22 protein-coding genes are annotated in these 23,958 nt (G+C 41.6%); 16 read left to right on the forward strand and 6 right to left on the reverse strand.

What is annotated here, in order from left to right; genetic code table 11:
* Positions 1–971 (reverse strand): glycosyltransferase family 4 protein (locus F6K49_RS24045; protein ID WP_293100724.1); only part of this gene is annotated, 971 nt, incomplete at its 3' end.
* 1,794 nt (positions 972–2,765) lie between these two features.
* On the opposite strand from F6K49_RS24045, the gene F6K49_RS24050 reads away from it, so the two are divergent.
* The 10 genes from F6K49_RS24050 (at position 2,766) to F6K49_RS24095 (ending at position 12,381) form a co-directional block, all read left to right on the forward strand.
* A complete protein-coding gene (locus F6K49_RS24050) occupies positions 2,766–2,924 on the forward strand; it encodes a hypothetical protein (RefSeq protein ID WP_158069656.1) in 159 nt (52 codons plus the stop codon).
* A 230-nt stretch (positions 2,925–3,154) separates the two neighbouring features.
* Positions 3,155–4,324 (forward strand): DegT/DnrJ/EryC1/StrS family aminotransferase, encoded by a 1,170-nt coding sequence (locus F6K49_RS24055; protein ID WP_293026699.1) that lies wholly within the window; start codon positions 3,155–3,157, stop codon positions 4,322–4,324.
* Between the two features lie 3 nt (positions 4,325–4,327).
* Entirely contained in the window at positions 4,328–5,227 is a 900-nt protein-coding gene (crtB, locus tag F6K49_RS24060) for a cyanoexosortase B (RefSeq protein ID WP_293026697.1), read from the forward strand.
* A gap of 126 nt (positions 5,228–5,353) precedes the next feature.
* Entirely contained in the window at positions 5,354–6,145 is a 792-nt protein-coding gene (locus tag F6K49_RS24065) for a cyanoexosortase B system-associated protein (RefSeq protein ID WP_293026694.1), read from the forward strand.
* Between the two features lie 173 nt (positions 6,146–6,318).
* Complete coding sequence (locus F6K49_RS24070) at positions 6,319–7,683, forward strand: polysaccharide biosynthesis/export family protein (protein ID WP_293026691.1); 1,365 nt, start codon at positions 6,319–6,321, stop codon at positions 7,681–7,683.
* A gap of 619 nt (positions 7,684–8,302) precedes the next feature.
* Positions 8,303–10,468 carry a tyrosine-protein kinase domain-containing protein gene (locus tag F6K49_RS24075; RefSeq protein ID WP_293082692.1) on the forward strand — a complete coding sequence of 722 codons (2,166 nt, stop codon included), beginning with the start codon at positions 8,303–8,305 and terminating at the stop codon, positions 10,466–10,468.
* Positions 10,469–10,509: 41 nt separating this feature from the next.
* Entirely contained in the window at positions 10,510–10,668 is a 159-nt protein-coding gene (locus tag F6K49_RS24080) for a hypothetical protein (protein WP_293082689.1), read from the forward strand.
* 163 nt (positions 10,669–10,831) lie between these two features.
* The gene (locus F6K49_RS24085) at positions 10,832–11,863 is read left to right on the forward strand and encodes a glycosyltransferase (protein WP_293064697.1); all 1,032 of its coding nucleotides are present in this window, start codon (positions 10,832–10,834) and stop codon (positions 11,861–11,863) included.
* Positions 11,864–11,956: 93 nt separating this feature from the next.
* Positions 11,957–12,082 (forward strand): hypothetical protein, encoded by a 126-nt coding sequence (locus tag F6K49_RS24090; RefSeq protein WP_293064694.1) that lies wholly within the window; start codon positions 11,957–11,959, stop codon positions 12,080–12,082.
* A 161-nt stretch (positions 12,083–12,243) separates the two neighbouring features.
* The gene (locus F6K49_RS24095; RefSeq protein ID WP_293026679.1) at positions 12,244–12,381 is read left to right on the forward strand and encodes a hypothetical protein; all 138 of its coding nucleotides are present in this window, start codon (positions 12,244–12,246) and stop codon (positions 12,379–12,381) included.
* On the opposite strand, the gene F6K49_RS24100 is transcribed toward F6K49_RS24095, so the two are convergent.
* On the reverse strand, positions 12,354–12,902 hold the full coding sequence (locus tag F6K49_RS24100) for a hypothetical protein (protein ID WP_293043833.1): 549 nt from the start codon (positions 12,900–12,902) through the stop codon (positions 12,354–12,356). The two genes, F6K49_RS24095 and F6K49_RS24100, sit on opposite strands and share 28 nt — an antisense overlap.
* Before the next feature lie 190 nt (positions 12,903–13,092).
* Here F6K49_RS24100 and F6K49_RS24105 point away from each other — a divergent pair, with 190 nt between their 5' ends.
* Both F6K49_RS24105 and F6K49_RS24110 read left to right on the forward strand, forming a co-directional pair.
* Positions 13,093–13,248 (forward strand): hypothetical protein, encoded by a 156-nt coding sequence (locus F6K49_RS24105; protein ID WP_293030026.1) that lies wholly within the window; start codon positions 13,093–13,095, stop codon positions 13,246–13,248.
* A gap of 103 nt (positions 13,249–13,351) precedes the next feature.
* Complete coding sequence (locus F6K49_RS24110) at positions 13,352–14,308, forward strand: hypothetical protein (protein WP_293100729.1); 957 nt, start codon at positions 13,352–13,354, stop codon at positions 14,306–14,308.
* A gap of 6 nt (positions 14,309–14,314) precedes the next feature.
* On the opposite strand, the gene F6K49_RS24115 is transcribed toward F6K49_RS24110, so the two are convergent.
* Positions 14,315–18,061, reverse strand: coding sequence for a hypothetical protein (locus F6K49_RS24115; protein ID WP_293064689.1), 3,747 nt, complete (start codon positions 18,059–18,061; stop codon positions 14,315–14,317).
* A gap of 449 nt (positions 18,062–18,510) precedes the next feature.
* Here F6K49_RS24115 and F6K49_RS24120 point away from each other — a divergent pair, with 449 nt between their 5' ends.
* Positions 18,511–18,705, forward strand: coding sequence for a hypothetical protein (locus F6K49_RS24120; RefSeq protein ID WP_293064686.1), 195 nt, complete (start codon positions 18,511–18,513; stop codon positions 18,703–18,705).
* Between the two features lie 300 nt (positions 18,706–19,005).
* On the opposite strand, the gene F6K49_RS24125 is transcribed toward F6K49_RS24120, so the two are convergent.
* The 3 genes from F6K49_RS24125 to F6K49_RS24135 form a co-directional block, all read right to left on the reverse strand.
* The gene (locus F6K49_RS24125) at positions 19,006–19,983 is read right to left on the reverse strand and encodes an NAD(P)-dependent alcohol dehydrogenase (protein WP_293064684.1); all 978 of its coding nucleotides are present in this window, start codon (positions 19,981–19,983) and stop codon (positions 19,006–19,008) included.
* Between the two features lie 72 nt (positions 19,984–20,055).
* Entirely contained in the window at positions 20,056–22,872 is a 2,817-nt protein-coding gene (locus F6K49_RS24130; protein WP_293064682.1) for a HEAT repeat domain-containing protein, read from the reverse strand.
* Between the two features lie 23 nt (positions 22,873–22,895).
* The gene (locus tag F6K49_RS24135) at positions 22,896–23,021 is read right to left on the reverse strand and encodes a hypothetical protein (protein WP_293064680.1); all 126 of its coding nucleotides are present in this window, start codon (positions 23,019–23,021) and stop codon (positions 22,896–22,898) included.
* 83 nt (positions 23,022–23,104) lie between these two features.
* Here F6K49_RS24135 and F6K49_RS24140 point away from each other — a divergent pair, with 83 nt between their 5' ends.
* Genes F6K49_RS24140 through F6K49_RS53540 form a run of 3 tightly spaced genes read left to right on the forward strand, consistent with a single transcriptional unit; the run spans position 23,105 to position 23,775 of the window.
* Positions 23,105–23,353: an AbrB/MazE/SpoVT family DNA-binding domain-containing protein gene (locus F6K49_RS24140; protein ID WP_293046766.1), complete on the forward strand. Its 249-nt coding sequence runs from the start codon at positions 23,105–23,107 to the stop codon at positions 23,351–23,353.
* A complete protein-coding gene (locus F6K49_RS24145; protein WP_293046767.1) occupies positions 23,350–23,640 on the forward strand; it encodes a type II toxin-antitoxin system death-on-curing family toxin in 291 nt (96 codons plus the stop codon). The genes F6K49_RS24140 and F6K49_RS24145 overlap by 4 nt, the downstream gene beginning before the upstream one ends.
* A complete protein-coding gene (locus F6K49_RS53540; RefSeq protein ID WP_364300990.1) occupies positions 23,641–23,775 on the forward strand; it encodes a hypothetical protein in 135 nt (44 codons plus the stop codon).
* Positions 23,776–23,958 lie beyond the last annotated feature (183 nt).

Raw genomic sequence — 23,958 nt, forward strand, 5'->3', positions numbered from 1 at the left:
AATAGCACTTGAATTTTTGAGGGCATATTAAAGGAAACAACGTTACGCTTTTGCACAACTAAACCTATATCTGCTGCTGCCAACATTTCTGGTAACTTCTCTCGGGGTTGGAAAGGTAAAAGCTTGACATTACTAGCCTTGCAAGTCTGACAGTCTTGCTGTAGCTGCTGTAGAGCCTTAGATTCTCCAACAATGACGAAGACAATTTCTGGAATATGCCTGACCAGAGTAGCCGCCTTCACTACTGTTTCCAGTCCCTGAGTCAGGGCAATATTACCGGAATACAGTACTACAAACTTGCCATCAAGATGGTAAGCAGTGCGAAAGGAATTTCCTTGTTTGGGTAAGGGACGGATAACATTAACATTCGCCCAGTTGGGGATACAGGTAATTTTGTCTTTAGGTATTCCTTTACTGACTAAATTGTCAACGAATCCCTCAGAAATAACAGTGATTGTATGAGCAGTGTGGTAGGCAAACTTCTCTAAAGCTTCAAAGATACGGATGGCTAGTTTGTTTCTAATTAGACCAACCTGTACAGCAGCTTCTGGCAAAATATCCTGTAAATTCAGTAATACTGGGCAGTTGTACAACCAACCGAGTAAAGCAGCTGGTACACTAACGGCCAGGGACGGTACTGTCAGTAGAATCACATCAGGTCGCCAGCCCTGGAAAGCCTGAATCAAACTAGTCACCACGAAGCTACCATCCAGTAGTATCCGTGTCACTACACCAGGCTTTGGTCGAATCCAGACATAGGAGCGTTGAATTATTACTCCATTTCTTTCTTCAGTCTGATACCACTTACCCTGATATTTATCATAGATACAGCGCTGGGGATAGTTGGGCATACTAGTGACGACTCGTACTTGATGTCCTGCCTTGACCAAACCTTCTGCTAGTTCCGTCATTAATGGGGCAATGCCTATGGGTTCAGGATGATAATTATAGGAGTAGATTAATATGCGCATGAACGTTATTGGTAGAGCGAGTAGTCTGTCAAGTTAAGATTTGACAGGTGGACAAGCGATGCATCGCTTTTTACAATTCCGACACGAAACACTATATCTAGTTAGTTCTATCTATCAGTTACTTAGCAACTGGTGTCTAATTACCCTACATACTTTAGTGTTTGAATTTTCACCTTTAAGAGAAAAATTTAAACTTTACTCATTCAAAGCGTTTGGTTTAATTTTCGACGTTATAGCCTTGATGACTAGATACTCAATCGGCTTTGTCTGTTGATGCTTATGCACTAAACCAACACCGAATATACCAAAAGCTATTACTCTCAATAGAGCAGTAGGTTAGACAGACGCGCTTAGGCGCTCTTATCTCTAAGAATACAGACAGAAAAACTAAATTATTATGACCTTCTTTAGCAGGCAATAATTAATCCTCAGGCTTAGGATAGCTCCTGCTGATCATTCCCTTTTATTGGTTCTATTCATATAGGTATCAAAACTATCAGACTCACTGGTTGGACTCCTGCTCCCATCTTAGCCATCGTCAATTTTATAATATAAATACTTGATATGCTACCTTCTTTATTATTGATGATCACTTTGGTCAAAATACCATTCCATAACGATGGAAATTTGCGCTAAATAAAAAAAATGAAGCCAATATTTATTTAAATAAATTACTCTCTGGATACTTTAAGGGATTAACTGCACTGACCACTAGATTCGTAGGCAGATACATAAACGATGTAAATAGATTCATAAATGGCACTCCTGCTGTTATTTTAGATACTTTTTTAAGTGTTGATGTTTTCCTAGCGATGCATCGCTATATTATAAGGGTATATATTTTATATATAGTTATACATGAGTTGTGAACGGAAAACTAGCTGAAAGTCTTATTTCAAGAGGGTGCTTTGTTCACAAATCAAATGGAAACTATATAAGACCATAGGCAAAAATTGAGTCGAGCTATGTTACCATGCCCAACTACCTGTTTTTCTAAAGGAACTAACGGAAAGCTTATCAGAAACAGCTAGTAATTTTCAATTATATAATTTTAAATATTGTGTGAAGTAAATGTGAAAATATAGACTTATTATAACACTCTATAGGGAAATCTGAAATCCTTACCTAGCTAGGAGCTAGTTTTGGTAAATAATACTGGATTAATCAGCTATAGAATTTATAAGCTGTTGAGGAAAAAATGAGCACGGATTCTTTGAAGGCTTTTGCCCTGCTCTAACGGTGTTTGAAAATTAACAGTGTTGCCGAATTACCTCCAAACTTCAGCAAAGCGATGCAGCGTGGTCTTGGGGAACCAGTGCGGTTCATGACCGCACTGACGTGGAAACCCCCACTCGCGCTTTGCATGGCTGACAGGGGGTTATAAACCTGGATTTGGAATCAGGCTATCAAGGAAAGGGCTCTCCTAACTATCTTGACTTAAGTGGTTAGCCCAAAATAAAAAATCAGTAAAGACTTTGTGAAGAAATTTGTGAATAAATGGTAAAGAAAAGGGGGAGATAAGACCCAGTAAGGCTTACAAAAATAAGCGATCGCAACAGCACGGTGCTTAGTCCAACGTTACCGCAGGGGATACTCACCACACTCCGTACTCAGCATTCCTTCAGTACTAAGTTTGGTAAACCAGAGGAATTCAGAACCCTAAAATCTTACCCAATTACCCCTAAAGTAAAGGAAAAGCCCACTTTTGGGTAAGATGTTTGATGGTTTTTGGTGATGATGTGTGATGCCGCGATGGTTTTGGGAACGCTGTAATTGTAATCAAGAACGGTAGGGATGGGTAAACCGGGGATGGGACAATGGCGGACAAACAAAACTCTTAAGCTTAGACCTGATTGGCTGATCGCTTTATTTATAGCACTACGCATTCAGATGTTTGACATTCCTAAACTCCGAAACGTAAGTAATCGCTTACTTCTGACTTCTGACTTCTGACTTCTGACTTGCGCGTAGCGCTATATATACCATTTTCCGAGAGTCAGTGAACTTCTGCTATGGTCAAAGCCCCAATTCCTCACTCCTACCAGTGGCTAAAACTTTACCAAATCTTGACAGTTATAGTGTGTTAACTCATCTAGATTCAACATACATTCAAGAAGAGAAGAATGATGTGAATCTGTGCTGTTAATACCGATACAGTGTACTATCAATTCCTATACAAATAGATGAGTTACCAAGTTCCGGTCAAAGTTCCTTTCGTTTCACTAGCTCAACAACACCGACCTATTCAAACTGAGCTAGACCAGGCAATTCAAGCTGTAGTGCAGCAGGGAGATTTTGTTCTCGGTAAAGCGTTGATCAATTTTGAGGAAGCATTTGCGGCTGCTTGTGGTGTCGAATACGGTATCGGGGTGGGATCTGGCACCGATGCGATCGCACTCGGATTACAAGCCTGTGGCATTAGTGCTGGGGATGAAGTGATTTGTCCTGCTAACACCTTTATCGCTACAGTGATGGGGATCATAGCTGCTGGTGCTACGCCAATTTTGGTGGATTGTAACCCCCGTACTGCCCTAATTGATCTCAATACTGCCAAACAAGCAATTACAGAGAAAACCAAGGCAATTGTCCCTGTGCATCTTTACGGTCAGATGGTATCCCCGAGTGAGTTAATCGCATTTGCTGATGCCCACAACTTACTGATTTTTGAAGACGCAGCACAAGCTCACTTAGCACAGCGAGAGGATTATTGTGCTGGTTCTGTGGGCAAGGCAGCAGCATTTAGTTTCTACCCCAGTAAAAACTTGGGTGCCTTTGGTAACGGTGGCATGGTAATCACTAATGATGCTACGGTGGCAGAAAAAGTGCGATCGCTTCGTAATTACGGAGCACCTCGCAAATATTTTCATACCGACATCGGCAAAAATAGCCGTTTAGATACGTTACAAGCTGCTATCCTCAATGTCAAACTGCCTTATTTGACTGAGTGGAACCAGTCACGCTACTGGGCAGCTGGGCAGTACGACAATTTACTCAAGGCTTTGGAAGGTCAAGGGATTGTGCCCATAGAAAACCACAGCGGGCCAGGTCATGTCTACCACCTTTATGTGATTCGGGTAGGTAAACAATGTCCCTTTAACCGACAGACCATCCAGGATGCTCTGGCCTCAGTGGGAATTCAAACTGGTATTCATTATCCAATTCCTTGCCATCTCCAGCCAGCTTACAAGTACTTGGGATATCAAGCCGGTGACTTTCCCCATGCCGAAGCTCTGTGCAATGAGATTTTATCTCTACCAATTTATCCCAACTTGAGCAAGGAGCAGATTGAGCAGGTTGTTGATGGGTTAGCTAATTTATTAGGCGTGCTTGAGCCATTAGTTATTAATCATTAAACTATGCAAATTGGACGCAAAATTCCTATTGCCATTGATCGCTATCTACTGGACGGTTGTATCATCGCTTTACTAGTCATTATTTATGGTCCTGTGCTGATGCATTGGTATAATGGCTGGCTCAACAAAAGTATCAGCATTACCCATGAATACTTTAGCCATGGTTTGATTGGGCTACCGTTTGCTGCCCATATTGTTTGGACGAACCGACGACGGTGGCATAAGCTGACTGATACAGCCCATCCCTTTGGTGTAGTCTTACTGATAATTGGAGCAGTAAGCTATCTTAGCGGTCAATCAGAACTGGTAAATTTATCGTTTCCCATAGTTTTAGCTGGTCTTTGCCTATGGTTAAAAGGGATTCCTGGCTTTAAGCTGCAAAGTTTTCCCCTGCTGCTGGTGGTTTTGGCAACTCCAACAGCAGTTCCCTATTTAATTGAACCTTATATCTTGCCCCTACAACGCTTTATTGCTGCCATGGCTGCCTTTATTCTGACTCAGTTTGGCATGGATGTCACACTAGAAGGGATTAACTTGTTCGTAAGTGAACGAATTGTGGAGGTAGCGCCCCACTGTGCTGGTCTTAAGATGTTATTTACTTGCCTGTATGTGAGTTTGATGTTGCTTTACTGGAGTGGTGCTATTGAGTCACGCCTAAAGACTATTTGGCTGCTATCCGGTGCGGTGATTATAAGTGTTAGTGCTAATATTGTCCGCAATACTGTGCTGACCTTTTTCCATGGCAGTGGGCAAGATCAGGCATTTCATTGGCTCCATGAAAGCTGGGGCGGCGACCTGTATTCAGCGATGATGTTAGTGATGCTGGTTCTATTAATGAAGTTCATTGAAAAATACTTCCCCTCAGACCCTAACTTGACTCCCTTGGCTAACCATCAAGATTAAACGTTATATAGCAGTTCTCAATGGGGTGAGATAAAAACTCCTGGATTTTAGGGAGTAGGGAATAGGGAGTAGGGAGCAGGGGTAAGAAACTTGAAGGTACCTCATAAGTCTGAGAAAGGCTAGAGAATGATGAAATCAGTAAGTTTAATTAAGTTAATCCAGCCCTGGCAAATCTCCAGGGGAGTCTTACTGGTGTTGCTGTTAGTCTTGGTAATAATGGGAGCAGTACCGGGTTACTGGACAGGAAACTGGCCTTGGGCAAAACTGCCACCAGTGACTAACCTCCAAAAGATAAAAGCTATCCGCAAGACGGGAATAGAACTATCTGACTGGCAAACTGTTAAGCAACAAACCATCAGGATTGGCGGCCATAAATGGTCTTTGCAGTTCATAGAGCAGGATCAGCAAAAACCAGTGTGGTTATTTTTGCTTCCCCAAAATGGTCCTAAATCCCAGCCACAGGTAGAATGGGAAGATATTAGCGGATTTATGAGACAACGATTGGGACAATGGAAGACGGATTCTTATGGCCATATCAAGTTTGTGGTCAACGGATCTGATGTTGAGGGGAAGACCCAGGCTGATCCGACCATCACAACCCAGCCCAAAACCGTTGTTAACGCCCGTTTCTTTCGTGCCTGGAATCAGCGGCAAACCTTCGCTATAGTACAATGGTATGCCTGGCCAGAGGGTGGTAATCCTGCTCCTAGCCGTTGGTTCTGGGCTGATCAACTGGCTCAGTTACACCGCAAACGGGTGCCTTGGGTTGCGGTAAATATCCAAATTCCCATAGAACCTTTGGGTGATATTGAAAATTCTAGGCCAATAGCCGAATCTCTCAGTAAAATGGTTCAAACTGCTTTGATGAGCGATCCTTTTGCAGACGAAGCTAGTAATATACAAATTATCAAGGATTAAGGCTGAAGGCTGAAGGGTCAAGGCTGAAGGGTCAAGGCTGAAATGGGTTTATTGCTGCAACACTTAGAGTTGACTAAAAGCTTGATCCACAACCAAGAGTTAAACGTCATACTTCCGACTTGCCACTTCCGACTTGCCACTTCCGACTTAAGATGATAAGTGACCATTGGAAAATGACAACTGACACCCACAGGTTTGGCAACCAAGTTCTGAATTTATCTTTCTTTGGGGGTACCGTCTTATTCTGGCTGGTTAGTTCTGGAGTCTGGGTTAGCCCTGGTTTGGCTAAGCATGTCGGAAATTTACCGACATCGGTGCCAAATCTTGGGGATGAGATTAGCGATCGCGCTCAGTTGCCTACGTTTAGTTCCATTGAACCGGAAACAACGGAAACAGTTGAATCAGGGGAAAGGGAAACGACTGAACAGGAAAGCTCTGAGACCACCCCTGAGACCACCCCTGAGACCATAGAGGTAACGGAAACGTTGCCACCGCCACCACCGTTGAGCAACCCTGAACCCGTCTCAGAGGAGAATCGACTGGAACAGTTGGAGGAAATGTTACCTCCTTTGGGCTATCCAGAGACTCTGTCACAGGTGAGTCCATCTGATGAATTTAATCGCCACTACCTAGGGCGAGAAGATGTAATCGCAGTGAGTGTGACCAACTTTCCGAATCTGGCTTTTCAAAGTGCTATTGATTCTGACGGCAATATTGTGGTACCGCTGTTCGGTAAGCTACGAGTGGTGGGACTTACTCTAGAGGCGGCTCAAGATTTAATTCAAAAGGTCTTAAATGAATTTGTGATTGATCCTGAAGTAGTTGTGAGCCTACTGAGTACACCGGCTGTTCAGATTACGGTGAGTGGTGAGGTGTTTCGACCAGGCTATTACCCCCTGCCAGCAGGAACTCAACCGAATCAAGCCCTTACTGCTGCGGGTGGTACGACTACGATTGCTGATTTGCGGACTATTTTGATTCGTCGTAAGTCGGTGGTGAATAATTCCATCATTGAGCGAGAAATTGACTTGCTGACACCGCTGCAAAATGGGACAACTCCATCGGAATTGAACCTCCGGGATGGGGATGCTATTATTGTGCGAAAGTTGGAGGTGGGTAATACTACCGATTATGATAGGCAGCTGGTAGCTCGTTCTAATCTAGCTCAACAACAAATCAGCGTTCGAGTGTTGAGCTATCCTAATGGCACAATTGGTAACTTGACATTAGCTAATGGTAGTACGTTTATTGATGCCTTAACAGCAATTTCTCCTAACCCAGATGATGCTGATTTGGATAGCATTGCCTTAATTCGTTTTGATCCAGAACAGGGCAAAGCGGTGACTCAAAAACTAGACGGGGAAAAGCTACTAAAGGGTGATGTTTCCCAAAACGTACCACTTCAAGATGAAGATGTGATCGTGGTGGGTCGAAGTCTTATTGCTAAGATTTCTGCCGCTCTGAGTGTAGTGACTCGACCCTTCAACGATTTTCTGGGATTCCGGAGGTTTTTTGAGGAAATACCAGAACTGTTTTGATAAGGTTGGGGTATGACGGGAGCAGAAATCGATGGAAGCTCTCCCCTGGTGGGTTAGCTTTTCCATCGACAGCACAAAAATCTCCGGATACCTTAATGAATGGACAGAAAACTCCAGTACCTGTCTCGGTTTGTAACTGGTGCTCCGAGTCCCTGTTGACTCAGCGGTAAAAATAGGAATAGGCTACAGGATTTTTCGATCACAAAAATCAAAAAACGCGGAATCCCCGTCTTTTTAAAGCGGGGAGGAAGCGTAATAGCGCGCTTTTAGCCGTCAACTATAATTAAAGAAGACTGAAATAGGCAAAGGCACTCTTAACTTCAGAGTAACGGCTAGGCCAGTAAGTCAGTGTCGGCGAGTGATGCGCAAAACGAAGTATTGGGGCTGTCCGAGAATTGACTCGGTTGTAGAAGCTACGAATGCAAGCAATCCCTCGCATTCGTAGAGTAAGCCAGCCTGGAGGTTCGGCGGTTGACCCTTGGATTCGATTAATTTGGAGTCTAGGCGCGTCAAGTATGCTAGGGCTACTGAAAACCAACGTTCTGAAGTCTGGGCGAAAGCCCCCGTGCTTCAGCCGGGGGTAAGCTTACTGCTGCCTTAACAATAGCGAAAATTACTTATGACTCCCCCTTTTGTCACACGTTACCTGATTGCTCTCAATCAGCATAAGTTAATCGGCTTTGCCACGTTTTTCCTGATTACTGGCATATCGGGGATTGTGGCTATACAGCCAACGCCAGCTCCTATTTATCGAGCTGAAGGTCGTTTGATATATACCACTCCTGTTAAGGTATTTTCCCAGACAGGGGTAGAGATTTCAGAACAAGGTAAACAATTGCTGACACAGGGAACGCTGCTGGCAGACAATGTGGTTAAGGAAGTAGCAGCTGGGATGCAAGTCAGCTCCAAAGACATTGTTAAAAATACACAGGTGAAATTGCCAAAAGAAGGAGCACAATTTATTTCGGTAATCTATAGGGATAAGAATAAGGAAATTTCTGCAGCCATCGTTGACATGCTGATGAAGAAAATGGTGGAACAGAGCCGTTTTATCAACACATCACAACTAAGACGGATTATTGAAGTGATAGAAGAACGTTTACCTAAGGCGGAGGCGGAACTAAGGGAAGCGGAACAAAAACTGGAACAGTATGACCGCCTACAAGGACCAGCTTTATTTGCTGCTAAAGATGGCACCTTAGTGGGTGGGATTACTGGTAGCCAACAGCAACAACGTAGTCTGGAGATACAGCTAGAGGGGGTTGAGGCTCAATATTCTAGCCTAATCGAACGGCTAGGTTTGACCCCTGACCAAGCCTATACGTCTTCTGCCCTCAGTGCTGACCCGATCATTGCTAGTCTGCGAGCTCAGATTCTGGATACTGAGACACAGATGGAACTGCTAAAGGGGCAGTTGCGTCCGCAACATCCAACTATGATTGAGTTGCGCAAACAGCAACAGACTTATGAGACCTTACTTCAGGCACGTGGGGCTGAAGTTCTCGGTGGTAATGGGTTTACCTCTCCATTGCCCAGTCAAATCCGCCAAGACAGTACCCTGGACCCAGCACGGCAGGCACTGGCTAATCAGTTGGTAGCTCTGCAAACCCAGCGGGAATCACTTCAACGGCAGTTGGCAGCTACCCAAAGAACGGAACAGGAACTAAGACAGCAATATCAGCAGCTGCCCAATAAGCAGCTGGAGCGAGGGCGACTGGCTCAGCAAGTTGCTTTTAAGCAGGAATTTTACAATAAGTTGCAGGTAGCATTAGCAGATAGCAAAATAGCAGAGGCGGAGACTGAGAGTAGTCTTGCGATCGCTGGAATTGCAGAACCGAAAGCAATAATGACCCAGACAGCAAGTAATCCGATCGTTACCTTGGCAATAGGTGGTGTAATCGGTATTGTAGTGGGTGCTGGTGTGATTCTGCTGCTATCAACCCTGGATAATACCTTATACACGCCAGAGGATGTTAAGCCCATACTTCGGGACAATGGTGTGCCATTACTGGGGGATTTACCGACAATCGGTCTCAAGTCCTACCGGGGTGAAGTTGCTATAATCACCCGACCAGAGGCTTTGGAGTTGGAGTTCTACGAACGGTTTCGCACTAATCTTCGTCTGCGGGAGGAACCTGCGGTAAAAGTGGTGTTGGTGACTAGTACAGCAGCGAATGAAGGAAAGACGATCGTGGCTTACAATTTAGCGATCGCATCTGCCCAAGCCGGTATGCGTACTCTGTTGGTAGAAGGGGATTTGCGATCGCATTCTGTAGCTCAATCTCAAGAAGTGATTCACCTGATGGACACTCCACTGGAACCTTTGCGCTTCTATGGCTCTAAGAGTGAATGTATTCATTTAGCCCAAGATTTTGAAAATCTCTACATTCTCCCTAGTCTCGGTCCCTTGCGCAAAGCTGCAGGGATCCTAGAATCGAGTGAAATGAAGCATTTGCTGGAAGATGCTCGTGGTCGCTTTGATTTTGTTGTGGTTGATTCCCCTAGTCTGTCCCGTTGTAATGATGCCCTATTACTACAACCATTTACTGATGGGATTGTGTTAGTTACTCGACCAGGCTATACCCAGGGCAGTATTTTATCTCAGGTGATCGAAGAGTTAGAGGAAAACGAGGTACTGTTGGGAGCAGTTATCAACGATATCAAGCAGCTACAACCCCCTGTTCCTGTGGATAGTGGCAGGGGGTATTCAGCGGTAGATACCCCTGTGGATCAAACCCCAGCTGATCAGCATAAAGTTACTAGTGGAGTAGGGAGTAGGAAGTAGGGAAAGAGAGGGAAGTGTGGGAGGTGTGGGGAGATGGGGAGATGGGGAGATGGGGAGATAAGGAGATAGGGAGATGGGGAGATGGGGAGTCAGAGGTTTTAGGGAGTCGGGAAAGAGAGGGAAGTGTGGGAAGTGTGGGAGGTGTGGGGAGATGGGGAGATGGGGAGATGGGGAGATGGGGAGATGGGGTGATGGGGTGATGGGGAGTCAGAATTAGTATAAGAACGGCTATAATTATCCAGAATTGCTTGATTCAGTAATACTAAAGTAGTGGGCTTTTTTTGTTTGTAACTGATAGACTTGAACCAAATCATAACGTGGTTAATCTATCAGCTTATGGGTTTATCTAAGGTAACATTAATCGTGACTCAGAGGGAGCGGTTTAGTTTAACAAAGCCTTCCCTAGACAGTATTATTGCTGATTATTCCTCTTATCCGTTTGAGCTAATCTATGTAGATGGCAACGGTCCATCCCCAGTGCATGAGTATCTGCAACAGCAGGCAGATAAACACGAATTTATGAGTTTGATCCATCGCGGACGCTATTTGAGATCCAATGTTGCTCGTAACATAGCTCTACCGTTTGTTAAGGATGCGGATTACATTGTTTTTATTGACAATGATGTGATTGTAGAGCCTGGTTGGTTAAAAGGTTTGGTTGAGTGTGCTGAAGAAGAGCAAGCTGGTATCGTTGCTCCCCTAATTTTACAGGGGCAACCAGGCTCCCCTGATATTGAGGTACATGTTGCTGGGATTAAAACCAAGTTTCACCAAAGAAAGCATGGTAAAAAGTGGTTTGAGCAAAAGCAGTTGCTCTATGGTACTCCATTACGGGATGTTGAGCAGGATTTAGATCGTACCCCAGTAGATTCTGTAGAGTTTCATTGTATCCTAGCTCGTCATTCTCTGATCAAGTCTATTGAACTGGATGAAGTCTTTGATAGCTTGGCAAGTCATACTGATTTATGTATGCAGGCAACGGATTTAGGCGAAACAATTTTCCTGGAACCAAAATCTAGAATCACTTTCCTCAATCCTCGACAGATCACTCGGTTTGACCAGGATGATGTGCCATTTTATGTATTTAAATGGAATGAACAGTCTGTACGAGATGTGTTCAATCGTCAAGTCAAAAAGTGGAATTTGGGGAAAGATGATCCTTCAATGTGGTCGATTTGGAAGTGGGTGATTGAGAATCGTCAACTCCCAGCTAAGTGGTCAACTCAAGAGGGGAGTTTCGAGAGAAAGTTATTGGAGTTCTGTCAGCGTCGCTGGTGTCCAAGTTGGCTCCGCACACTGTTAGAATCCTATGTGATTAAGCGCGCATTTCCTGAGACTGGGATTGCTGACAATTTAGTGGAAAATGTCAGCAGTAAACCTTCGGTGACTGTGTAGGGAAAAGGGAGTAGGGAGTAGGGAGTAGGGAGTAGGGAGTAGGGAGTAGGGAGTAGGGAGTAGAGATCCCCCCTCCCTTAATAAGATGGGGAGATGATTACTTTAAACCCCTTTGCCTATTGCCTATTGCCTATTGCCTATTGCCTTAATCATTTGTGGCCAATACTATCAGATTCGGTAGAGATTGTATTGATGCAGTATCTACTTTTTTTTGATTAGTAAATCTGGGTTATAAATCTCCTTTAACTGAGCTGTGGCACCATTATGATTAATCCTATGGTGGGCAGTTCCTAGCAACCGGATGGCAAGGTTTGGGATCTGTCTGATGCACTGCCCACCCTACATCTGTGGCACCATTATGATTAATCCTATGGTGGGCAGTGGCTAGCAACCCGATGGCAAGGTTTGGGATCTGTCTGATGCACTGCCCACCCTACAGGAAATTCCCACACTCCCGACTCTCGACTCCCGACTCCCGATTCCCGACCCCCTATCGACCTTTAGCTAAGTCAGCATAAATTATAATTTCTATGCCTAAGATTAGCAATAGGATAAGCTCAATAGCGCAGAGGATATGAACTATCCAGGGGAGATTAGTTCCGGAAAACCAGAAGGTAAATAAGGCGAGTAAACCTGAGCAAACAAAGGTGATTTCGTCAATAATTAATTGCTCTATTTTTCGTCTCTCTCGGCGTCGATCGCTTCTATGAGCGATTTCCCAGCCAAAGATAGACTCAAGGTCGGTATGGCCGGTCTGGGCTTTGATTTTTTCAGTTAGAGTTAAGCGAAGATACTTGCCAATGGCGGAAATCTTTTCATCATTGACTAAGTAAGTCCATCCTAGAATTAGACAAACCCAAGGAATTACTAGAAGGGCATAGGAATTAGTCTTATTGGAGAGGGCGAAGGAGAGAATACCACCAAAGATTCCTAGGGTTATATAAATCATCTGGTCTCGGAAGCCAATACGCTGGGCTTGCTCTTCTTTCAATTTTTCGTATTCGAGCATAAACACTTGGAGTATCTGTTGGTCGTCCATAGCCCTTTCGTTGTTGCTTAAGTTAGTTTGTTAATTTATACTTTAAATTATACTATAATTAGTTAAATGCTAATCATTTAAATTGCCGTTAGAGAATTTTTTAATGTTGGTAAATATGATAATTTAAGAGCACACAGCTAAAAAAAATAGCTACAATAAAGTAAATTAATTCAACTAACAGGTTCAACCTATGTCTTGTGCGGTTATCCTCATAGCAATTCAAGGTGAATACATGGCAGTACGTGCTCATCTCACTGACTTGAAGGAAGAGATGCACCCCAAAGGGAGTATTTATGAGAGGGGTAAATTCTCTAGTCATGGTAAGGAGTGGGAAGTGGGTGTATAGCAAAATCAAGGAAACCTTGCTTTTTATGACCAACCTTCAGGATGCTGACGACTCTCAAAACTTATAAACTAAATTTAAACTAAATTAGTGGAGGTTAAGGAAAGTGCCAAACACTAAAATATTCTCATATCTATCACAAGACTATCTTACTGTCGAACTAGAAGCATCATTACTAAATATCTTTATTAATATTGATGGCATTGCAGGAAGAAGAGGTATTCTTACCAATGCTGGAGTTGATGAATACTTTATTAATAGGCTAAATTTTAATTCCAACATTAATGAATTTATCACTAGTTTAGTCTCTCAGTTTAAAGACTATCGAGTATCCCTTCAAAACCCATATTATCATCCCCTACTCTTGTTTTCACAATATATCCTTCAACAACCTCCACAAAAATATAACTTAACTGAACAAGATCTCAAACTATTTCAAAAAATCCGTACTATTGGCGGAGAACAAATAAAAACTTTAGTCACTAAAATTATTGATGATCCTAATTTTAGTGAAACTAACGATAAAATTGATAACTATTTGGACAAGGTTGAAGAAAAATTAAGATATCAAGGGTGTTTAGATTTTAAGTATGATGTTAAACATGAAGAACAACAATTTAAGCTTGTCAGTAAAATTCCTAATTTTGAAATTCCTTTCGGAGTCTTTAATATGAGAGGGGATGCTTTTTTCATATTCTCTTACTTACCCTCTATTAATAGTAAAATTTTACAACAATATTCTAGTCAATGCTTAGACTATGGAAAAGAAAAAACTACTATATCTAGTTTTGGACAAGTTCTTAATGCAAGAGTTCCTTCTAATGTTTGCTTTGCTATAGCTATTGTTAAGGATTTAGAACCAGAAATTAAGAAGAGTATACGAACAGAAAATCCTTTGGATTTTGAGACAGATACATTATGGTACAGAGTACCTGTTGTTTACTGCTTAAGTGACGAACAACTTTATTTTTATGACCAACCTTCATCATTCTGGGAAAAGTTCAAAGGAGAAATAGTCTGGAAAAGATTGAGACAAGTGGTTGAAACCACTTTAAACCCTTAATTAACATCACATTGAACTCAATAAAGTACGCACATAAGCAGCTGCTGTGACTGCCGCGTACTGTTGCCAAGTATCGGATTTGTGAGAATCACAATAGTCACAAATACCACGAACCACAATATAACCTATTCCATGATTCCAAGTGGCATCCGCAACACCAGAACCTTCCATTTCAATAGCCTTAACCCCAAATTGCTTCCGTAACATATCGCGTTTCTGCGGATTTTTAAGGAGTTTATTCGCAGAACCAATGGCACCTAAGAAAATTTTAGGCTGATCTTGGAGTCTTTTTGAGTCTTGTGGATGTGGAATTACCTGATCTGGTTGCTCAGAAGAATGAAGCAGATCCGTTTCTTGAGGGGGACGTTGCCAGTTTAGCTTTTGTAAGGCTTTTAGAATAACATCTTCCCAAGGTCGTTGCCCTAACATTTCATTAACACGCAAATATTTTGCAGCTTCCACTAACTCTGCACTAGCGGGAACTGGCATAGCACGAATTTCCGTAAACTGTTGGGACTCCTTATCAAAATCGTACTGCACAATCCCCTTCTTGTTAGAAACAATAATATCACCTAAACGTACATGGTCTTCAACTTTGGTAGGATGAGGAACACCTCCAGCAATCCCACACATAATAATTGATTGTACCATAGGATAATGGGACAACATAGTTGTTGCTCCCATGGCTGCTGCATTATTTCCCATATCAGCTAAAGTTACAGCTACTATTTGAGGAGTCCCATTACTATCGGCAACATCCGTTAACCAATATCGTCGCCCCGCCCCTTTTCCTGGTTTCTTTTCCTCTTGCCCTTGGTCAAATACAGCTTGAACAGCTACATATTCTTTTGGTAGTGCCGTAATTATACCAATAACGGGTTCTGAATTTCCAATTTTAGAAATAACTAAATTAGGTTTAATTTGGGTATTTTCCGTTGTAAATAATTGAAGTTTTTGTTTACCAAAAGCCAGTATTTTACATAAAATATCTATGTCTTGATCATCTAAATTATATCTTTCTCCTTGTTCAATCAGATACTCTAAAAAGCTAATGAGAGGATGATAATCTGGTTTTCGACTAGAAACTCTATATTGTTTAAATTTTGCAACTAAAATGGTAATAAATTCACTAATATTTATATTAAAATCAAGATTACCAATAAAATATTGATTAACGCCCCCGTTACTTAGAAGCCCTTTCCTTCCTTGTATAGAATCAATATTTGTAAATATTTTATATAAATATAATTCAAGTTTTACAATATCATCTTGCTCTAATTCAGAGAAGATTTTAGTTTGTGAATTGATCATTGTACTATCCTTAATTTGGTTAATATTTATATTTATATTTTGTATATGATTCAGTGCTGGAATAACATCTGCCCCAATCAAAATCATAATCTGTTCAACAGGGTGTGTTTTGTCATTAAATTTTATAAAAAGATGGTCTGTATATTTAGAAAGTACCTTAATAACTTTAGTTAAATCGTTTTCAGTTAACTTGAGTAATGGTATAACAATATTACCAGATTTTACTAAAGTACCAATATTTTCATTAAAATTTATGTTTTCAGGATTAGTAAAAGCTTTTTCAATTATGGATGGAGGAATTGTTTCTTTTAAAGCATAGGATAAAGCATCTTGTGGAGAAGCTAGTTTAGCTATTTCAGTAACCTGATTATATCGTTCTAAATTTTTTTGTTCTTTTTTTGGAATAACATCAATTTTTTGTTTTAAATTATTAATATAATTTTGATTTATATTATTATTGGATAGATCTCGATCTGTATAATTTAAACCAAAAGCTTCTACTAATTTTTTTTGGGATACGGATAAATTAATAATTTTAGGATCTGCTTTGTGAGGATAAACAATTGTCCTCACAATAGCTTGATAGTTATCTAGTTCATTTTTAAGTTTCTGGATTTCTTCAGGAGTTATTTGTTTCTGGAATAAACCGACTGAAAGGATTGATTCTTTACTTTTATTAACCTTAGCTTCTAATTGATTTCTATGTTCCCGAAGAAGATTGATAAAATTAGAACGCATTTGATTAAATTCATCATCACCTAATGTATATTTTTCAATATATTTTCTGATTGCTTGTAAACATTGACTACGACATTCATCAGCAATTAGTTTATTCTGTTGATCACGACTTTCATGATTTTCTGAAATTGCAGTGATTGTAGTGAGTAATGGATGATCTTTTGGCAAACTATCAATCTTACCATAACTCCCTGGTTCATTCCCTAAGGGAATTGCATCACGAATTGTTAGATTTGGATTATTTTCTATGAGCCATCTTGGACAAGTTTTCTGGATTATATTGATGTAGTTAATTATCCGATCACGAAACTCTTCTGTAGCAATAAGCCACTGCTGATTCTCTGGATCAACAGTATAGTATTTGGCAAGTTCAAGGATTGCTGCTTCAGCACCTTCATTAGGATTTATGGATAAAGGAAACTGGCGAATAAACTGGAAAATATACTTAAATTCATCCCGAATCCGAACATTATGGTAAGATGGATCAAGAATATGTATCCAAGCATTTCGAGTATCTTTAAACTTTTTCCAACTAAGTCCGATATTTGCAGCTTTTTTCCACCAGTCCAAATATTCGTAAACAGGCCATTTTACCTCCTTAGTGAGAATATATCTTTCGTGAATAATAGTTTGATACTTTATAAGTTCCTGACAATATTTTCTATAAAATGTTGGCTGTTCACGAATTATTTTTAATTGATTATATAGTTGTTCAAAATCTAGATTATTTACCAACTTGTTTTCTAAATCTAATAAATTATTTATAATTACTTGATTGCTACAAGGATTATAGTTATAATTATTTTGTTGAAAATTTTTAACATATTTAATAATTTTATTAGGGAGTATTCTAATGTATTCATTAATTCTAATGTATTTATTAATTATTTGGAAAAACTCAACTCTATCATTGTAATTTAGTAATGAAATTTCAGAAATGACATTAGCAATAATCCTTAACTCATTCCAAAGCTTTCGACAGTGATATTCCCATTCATTAATTTTATGCAGAGGAATTTGCGATTTTTTATGTAACCGGTTAATTTCTCTTTCAACTTCTGACCAATAATCAAAAATTACCTGATTCTTCTCATAAAAACTGTCAACCCATTCTCTAACATGGTCGTAAATCTCCCTAGGAGTCATTCCCCTGATTGGCATCACATCAACTGATAGAGAACCAATATCATTAAATGCCACAATACAGGGAACATGACGACCTATGCCTAGTTGTTGGGCAAAACGAAATGCTTCTTTAACTCCTGGCACAGTAGAAAGTTTTTGAATCCTCCAATTTAAATTTCTGAGTGTTCGCTCAGGGGAATGAACAGGATCAAATCCTCTTGGTCGCAATTCATCCCAAGGTTCCATGTCAAGATATTCATCTTGCCAATAAGGATAGCGACGTCTCACCGAAGTAAGCATTCTTCTAAGAATGATTTGAAGCCGACTTTCGCGTCTTCTCATGACCGTTCGTTCTAATTTTCGCTCATCAAGGTTAGAAAAAAAGATAAAACGAATGCGGTCTGCTGTTCGATGGCATAAGTCAACAAAATAACGTTGCAGGAATTCTATGCACACTGGCGAACCATCATTGACAAAAACGAGGCTGAAGCCAAACCTATCTGTAAGACTCCGATGTGGCTCATCTAGCCTCAAAGCATAACGATATACTTCCTGTGCACTCTTAGCCCGAAAACCCATATCTATGAATTAACTTTGCATAATTTTATAATTATAGCAGAGACTCCCCAGGCATTGGTTAGTTCAGTTGTACCGATTGGCATAAAATCCAAATACTGCGATCGCTTCTTCATCCCCCCTTCAGCCCTCTATCAAGGTTAACTCAGTAGGATTGTAATGACTATAAATAAGTAAGCTCTCAAAAAGCGATCGCATTTTTTCTATACCACCTCTAACTAGATCACGATATCACCAAAACCCCAAAAAACTCCTCAGATATCTTGACCCTATTCCCTTTTACCTCCTTCCTACAATTTGTTACAAAAATTTTCAAAATATGCTACAATCAAAGATTATTTGTGCTATTATAAAAGAGTGGTTGGTAAAACATCCGCGTCAAGAGCTAGCCCGGAACCAGTTCAAATCTACGGGCTAGCCTTGGGTCCCCTATGACAGGAGATACTTTTATTATGACGTATTCTGAACGCCTTTATCCATGGGTGATCATGCGGCTATTACCCGAAATGCAGAGAGTCGTTGTTGGTCGATTCCGCAATCGCTCTGATGCCGAGGGTCATTTGAAAGCCCTGAAACGGCTGATGCCGGATGCTAAATTTGTGATTGTTTTTGATGTCGCTAATAATCCGGTGGAGGAGGAATCCTAGGGTTTTACTTTGGTAAGGGATAGCATAGGGAATAGGGAACAGGGAATAGGGAATAGGGAATAAAATCTGTGTACCTCATAAGTAGGGAAAACACTATATTAATCAACTTAACTAGTTTAAAAATCTTGCCTTTTGCCCTTTGGTTTTTACCTATATAGCGGTTTTTAGCCTAATGAGGTACACAGGATTTTTTCCCTACTCCCTACTCCCTACTCCCTACTCCCTACTCCCTACTCCCTACTCCCTACTCCCTACTCCCTACTCCCTACTCCCTACTCCCTACTCCCTACTCCCTACTCCCTACTCTTCCAACGTTATTACAACTTTACCTCTCCCGTGTCCTTGTTCAAGATATCTGATAGCTTCAGGCACCTCACTTAAGCTGTATCTTCTATCGATAACAGCTGCTATTTTGCCGGTTTCAAGAAGCTCTTTGATAAACACCAAATCCTTCTTGTTTGGTTCCATAAACAGGGACACGATTTTATTACTTCCGGTCATGGAAATCCATGGTCCTAGGAACATAAGTTGGAAAAGTTGAGCTGTGGAACCTCCGACGAAGACATAAATTCCGTTGGGAGTTAATATATTCTTGTAATCCAAAATGGAACGATAGGCCGCAGCATCAAGAATTAGGTCATAATGCTGACCATTTTTGGTAAAATCTTCTTTAGTGTAATCAATCACATGGTCTGCACCAATGGAGCGCACCATGTCTAAATTCCTGGTGCTGCACACGCCAGTCACTTCCGCTCCGAAGGATTTGGCAATCTGGACGGCAAAGGTACCTACACCACCAGAGGCACCATTAATTAAAACCTTTTGCCCTGACTGAATCTGCCCTTGGTCCCGAAGACCTTGCAGGGCGGTGAGTGCTGCTGCCGGTACTGCTGCCACTTCCTCGAAGGTGATATTGGCGGGTTTCAACACCAATGCACTTTCCTTAGCACATACATACTCGGCAAAACCCCCGAAACCACCCTCGGATAGGTTCCCGAATACTTCATCACCTGGCTGAAACTGCTTTACGTTTTTGCCAATGGCTTCAACCCGCCCTGCTATGTCTGCTCCCAGTATCTGGTTTTTTGGTTTTAGGAGTCCAAAGCCCATGATGCGGATCAATAAGGGTTCTCCTCTGAGTAAATGCCAATCACCTGCATTGGCGGATGCGCTATGAATTTTTACTAATACTTCATCCTCCTTAGGGATGGGTTTTTCTATTTCTTTGAGCTGAAGAACATCGGGTGATCCGTATTTTGTGTATAGAATTGCTTTCATAGGTATTTTGGTTAATTGTTTTATTATGTATAGCAATTTTTATAGCTATGATAATTGCTATATACTTGATTACTATGAAAAGCTCGATAATTTGACTAATTCCTTCTGAGCAAACTTCCGCAGTTTAGGATCGGAGTCATGGTCTGCTCTATCCTGCAATAAGGATCGGGTTTGAAAATGGTTAGGATAATATTCGAGGATGGCCTTAAGGGCTGCTTGTCGAGGATTGTCATCCCAGCGTTCCTTACGCTCAAAGGGGTCATGGAGAATGCGATCGCATAAAAATTCAAATAACCAAGGCTGATTGGCCGTAGGCCACGCTACGCGATCGTGCCAACCTTGAGCTAACTGTTCAATTGCTGTAACTCGCACATCCGAATCAGTATCAAAGCGAGCCGATTGTTGAAGTAGGGCGAAGGTATCTCGGTGGTCTTGGTAACCTTGAGCTAACTGTTCAATTGCTGTAATTCGTACCCACGAATCAGTATCAGAGCGAACCGATGCTTGAAGTAGAGGTAAAGTATCTCGGTGGTCTTGGTAACCTTGAGCTAACTGTTCAATTGCTGTAATTCGCAACTCCCAATTAGTATCAGAGCGAGCCGATTGTTGAAGTAGAGGTAAAGTATCTCGGTGGTCTTGGTAACATTGAGCTAACTGTTCAATTGCTGTACGTCGCACCCGCGAATCAGGATCAGAGCGAGCCGATTGTTGAAGTAGGGCTAAGGTATCTGGGTGGTCTTGGTAACCTTGAGCTAACTGTTCAATTGCTGTAGCTCGCACCCGCGAATCAGTATTAGAGCGAGCCGATTGTTGAAGTAGGGCTAAGGTATCTGGGTGGTCTTGGTAACCTTGAGCTAACTGTTCAATTGCTGTACGTCGCACTAACACATAAATATCCGAGCAAGCCAATTGTTGAAGTGTGGCGAAGGCATCTGGGTGGTCTTTGTAACCTTGAGCTAATTGTTTAATTGCTGTAACTCGCAAATCTAGATCAGTATCAGAGCGAGCCGATTGTTGAAGTGTGGCGAAGGCATCTGGGTGGTCTTTGTAACATTGAGCTAACTGTTCAATTGCTGTACGCCGCACCCACGAATCAGTATCAGAGCGAGCCAATTCTTGAAGTGTGGCGAAGGCATCTGGGTGGTCTTTGTAACCTTGAGCTAACTGTTTAATTGCTGTAACTCGCAGATCTAGATCAGTATCAGAGCCAGCCAATTCTTGAAGTAGGGGCAAGGTATCTGGGTGGTCTTGCCAATGGGTGGCTACTGCTACTACAGCTTTAATGCGAATATCACGGACTAACTTTGCCTCATTTCCATAAGGGTCATAATCATAATCCCATTGATGGAGCAGTAATCGAGAGGATTGGTTATAGAGTTCAGAACGGTCACGAGGCAATTCTTGATTGCGATTCAGGATTGCCATCATCGTTAGTAATAGGGGATTTTGCGCCAGTTGTCGAATGGGGGAGGATGTGTCTATTGCTTTTTGTAAGCGCTCCCGTTTCCTAACTTTATCGGCTTGATCCGTAAAAGTTAAATCATGCCAGTGCTCGATAAAGGTTTGAATTTGTTCCGACTCCAAGTCTTGGAGCATAACATGACGAAATTCAGCATCCCGTAGCCGTTGGGGTTTATAACCAATTACCCGAGATGTTACAATTACTCTTACCTTGGGATACTTATTCGTAAAGCGATGAATATCCGTAATCACATCTTCTCGTTTCCCTAAATCAAACACTTCATCCAAGCCATCAAACATCACTAAGGCATTACCAGCTTTTAACTGGTCATGAATTTGATGTTGATTGAGATGACAGATAGAGCCACTGCTTTGATGACAGAATTCCAAAAAGTTATTACACTGTCCACTATCGCGATTCCGGATATAGGTGCGTAATTCAATCAGTAAGGGAATTGGTAGAGAAAAGGCAGTAGTTATATCTGTTCTTGCCCACTCCAATGCTAAATATTGTAGCAAGGTAGATTTACCAGAGCCTGGGTCTCCTAAAACTACCAAATACCGATAGCGTTGAGAGTCCTTGATCACATCCAATACGGATTTAATTGGCTGTTGATAATAAAGCTTTTTAGCTTTTTCCAGCTCCTGTTGGTCAATTTCCTGTTCTAGTTGACCAGTCTCTAGCAGTTTTTGATCATAATCCTTAGGAAGTTCATGAATCGCCTCTGGCATCAAGTCATGAACCTCTCGCACATTTTGGGGGATAAATATATTCCAGAGTTTTAGTTGATTATAGGCAGAGCCGTCGGTATCTAAACTATCTAATTTGACATTACCATAGCGTTCTAGGATTGCTTCTTGATATTCCCTTAAGTCAAAGTCTGGGATAATGCCTGCTGTAGCTTCAGTGTTTTTGGCGATCGCTTCAATATTTTCGAAATTGCGGATAGGCCGTAACTTATCCGATTGCTTAATGATAGTTTGTACTTGCTTGAGATATTGTCTACCAATATACTTCCAACGAAATTCTTCCGGTAATGGTAATAACTTCAGCTCAACCCAAGTCTTGGCTAATGTTTCGGTATCTATTTCTTTACAGCCATAGTTAAAGGCACTTCCCAGGATAGCTTTAATGGATTGGTTATTAATATACTGCTTGAGGGGTTTAGTATATTGTTTTACCTCTTGCTTAGATAGGTCAGCAACTTTTAATTCCTTTTCCATTAAAGCCACAAAAGCTTTTAAGGCTTTAAGCAAGAGTTTTTTCTGGGTATCTTGATCCGATAGTCCGGTATAATCTTTGATAGATTCTTTGAAAAAATCCTTAGTGTAGTCTTCTAGAGCGTCTTTGGCCAAGGGACCGATCACTTCTTTGGCAAGATAGCCACCGGCACTAGAAAGTCCCCAAAGTGCTAACCAATCCAGCATGTTATTGGTAGTTGTTGTTTGGTTTATGTATTATTATAGATCCGTAGGGAGTAGGGAGTCGGGAGTCGGGAATCGGGAGTCGGGAATGGGGAATGGGGAATCGGGAGTGACCGATAGCTGTAGAACGGGTATCTTGGTGGAATGGGCATCTTGCCCGTTACAATTTTCCGGCAGGTAGGATGCCCACCCGACTCCTATTAATTCCTTAATTCAGCAACGCCCCCTTTACACTATGTACAAGCTCAAAATTAATAAGATTGGTAATTCCTTAGGGATAACCCTACCTGACGAGATCCTACAACAGCTTAATGTTGGTGTTCGCGTAGCGTGGCCGAAAGGCCAAGGAGATACTGTATTTATCACAGAAACCGCTGATGGTGTTGAAATCACCACAAAAGACCCTGAGTTTGAAACGGTAATGGCAGCTTATCAGAAAGTCAGCAAGAGGTATGAAAATGCGTTGAGGGAGCTGGCTAAGTGAGGGAACCGCTGTGGAGATCGGAAGCTATAGCCAGAGCTATTCATAGTGATCAAATTGCACAACATGGGGGAAGTCCAGGAATTCGGGACGAAAATCTGCTATCGGCTAGTTTAGCCAGACCTAGACATCTATTTGCATATGGTCAACCAACCTTATTTGATTTAGCAGCAGCCTATGGATATGGTTTGGCAAAAAACCATCCGTTTATAGATGGCAATAAAAGGGTCGCTTTCCCAGTGATGGCAACTTTCCTTGAAGTAAATGGATATTCTCTAGATGTCCCATAAATGGATGTTGTGGTAATGATGGAAAGGTTAGCAACAGACCAAGAAAGCCAAAATGCGATTGACGGAACGTCACGCTACGCGATCGCTAAGTGGCTAGAAGCAAATGTCGGTACTTCATTTGATGATCCATACTAACTATGGATCATGTTATGGATCATGCCTAGCACAGGATCGAGCAACATAATCAGGACGTGCGGCTTGTTCTAAGTAAGAGCCTCCTTTACCAGGAGGGGTAAGACTTAGGTAATTCGCGGGGACAACCCCGAAAGATTACAACTATTCATCCGGATGGCGGTGCAAACCCGACCCCTAGAAGAG

The organism is Moorena sp. SIO3I6 (assembly GCF_010672095.1).

Coding starts and splice junctions, on each gene's coding strand:
- F6K49_RS53540 (WP_364300990.1), top strand. CDS start 23,641: ATGGATGTTGTGGTAATGATGGAAAGGTTAGCAACAGACCAAGAAAGC.
- F6K49_RS24120 (WP_293064686.1), top strand. CDS start 18,511: ATGACGTATTCTGAACGCCTTTATCCATGGGTGATCATGCGGCTATTA.
- F6K49_RS24130 (WP_293064682.1), bottom strand. CDS start 22,872: ATGCTGGATTGGTTAGCACTTTGGGGACTTTCTAGTGCCGGTGGCTAT.
- F6K49_RS24075 (WP_293082692.1), top strand. CDS start 8,303: ATGACTCCCCCTTTTGTCACACGTTACCTGATTGCTCTCAATCAGCAT.
- F6K49_RS24140 (WP_293046766.1), top strand. CDS start 23,105: ATGTACAAGCTCAAAATTAATAAGATTGGTAATTCCTTAGGGATAACC.
- F6K49_RS24070 (WP_293026691.1), top strand. CDS start 6,319: ATGACAACTGACACCCACAGGTTTGGCAACCAAGTTCTGAATTTATCT.
- F6K49_RS24105 (WP_293030026.1), top strand. CDS start 13,093: ATGTCTTGTGCGGTTATCCTCATAGCAATTCAAGGTGAATACATGGCA.
- crtB (WP_293026697.1), top strand. CDS start 4,328: ATGCAAATTGGACGCAAAATTCCTATTGCCATTGATCGCTATCTACTG.
- F6K49_RS24055 (WP_293026699.1), top strand. CDS start 3,155: ATGAGTTACCAAGTTCCGGTCAAAGTTCCTTTCGTTTCACTAGCTCAA.
- F6K49_RS24065 (WP_293026694.1), top strand. CDS start 5,354: ATGATGAAATCAGTAAGTTTAATTAAGTTAATCCAGCCCTGGCAAATC.
- F6K49_RS24115 (WP_293064689.1), bottom strand. CDS start 18,061: ATGGGTTTTCGGGCTAAGAGTGCACAGGAAGTATATCGTTATGCTTTG.
- F6K49_RS24100 (WP_293043833.1), bottom strand. CDS start 12,902: ATGGACGACCAACAGATACTCCAAGTGTTTATGCTCGAATACGAAAAA.
- F6K49_RS24080 (WP_293082689.1), top strand. CDS start 10,510: ATGGGGAGATGGGGAGATAAGGAGATAGGGAGATGGGGAGATGGGGAG.
- F6K49_RS24050 (WP_158069656.1), top strand. CDS start 2,766: ATGGGTAAACCGGGGATGGGACAATGGCGGACAAACAAAACTCTTAAG.
- F6K49_RS24125 (WP_293064684.1), bottom strand. CDS start 19,983: ATGAAAGCAATTCTATACACAAAATACGGATCACCCGATGTTCTTCAG.
- F6K49_RS24090 (WP_293064694.1), top strand. CDS start 11,957: ATGATTACTTTAAACCCCTTTGCCTATTGCCTATTGCCTATTGCCTAT.
- F6K49_RS24135 (WP_293064680.1), bottom strand. CDS start 23,021: ATGCCCATTCCACCAAGATACCCGTTCTACAGCTATCGGTCACTCCCG.